Origin of the sequence: Colwellia marinimaniae (assembly GCF_002207865.1) — a bacterium.
Taxonomy (GTDB): domain Bacteria; phylum Pseudomonadota; class Gammaproteobacteria; order Enterobacterales; family Alteromonadaceae; genus Colwellia; species Colwellia marinimaniae.
The window spans coordinates 1-263 of sequence record NZ_BDQM01000314.1 but is presented as its reverse complement, the minus strand read 5'-3'; the positions used below and the strand labels follow the sequence as shown (position 1 = coordinate 263).

Here is a 263-nt window from a genome sequence, read left to right as displayed (position 1 = left end):
GGGCAGCAGCGTGTCTTTGTCGGTGGAACACCCCGTCAGGACCCAGCAGAGCAAGCTAATCCAGGTCAGGCAGGGAAGCATGGTCTTTTTCATGGTGAACGCTCCGGCCCTTGGGCTCGTAGTCGATGGTGATCTCATGGTCGAGGTGCAGTGCGACCTGTGCTGCAGGTGGCACGTACACGGCAGCAAAGGCTTCGCCATACAGTTTGTTGACCCACTCGCGGACGTCGCTGACCCCACCACTGAGAATTGAATTCAGTGCG

General features: G+C 58.6%; 1 protein-coding gene. It reads right to left on the bottom strand.

Going from position 1 to position 263, the window contains the following annotated elements; genetic code table 11:
* Positions 1–55: 55 nt before the first annotated feature.
* Positions 56–263 (bottom strand): hypothetical protein (locus MTCD1_RS19435; RefSeq protein ID WP_438819307.1); only part of this gene is annotated, 208 nt, incomplete at its 5' end.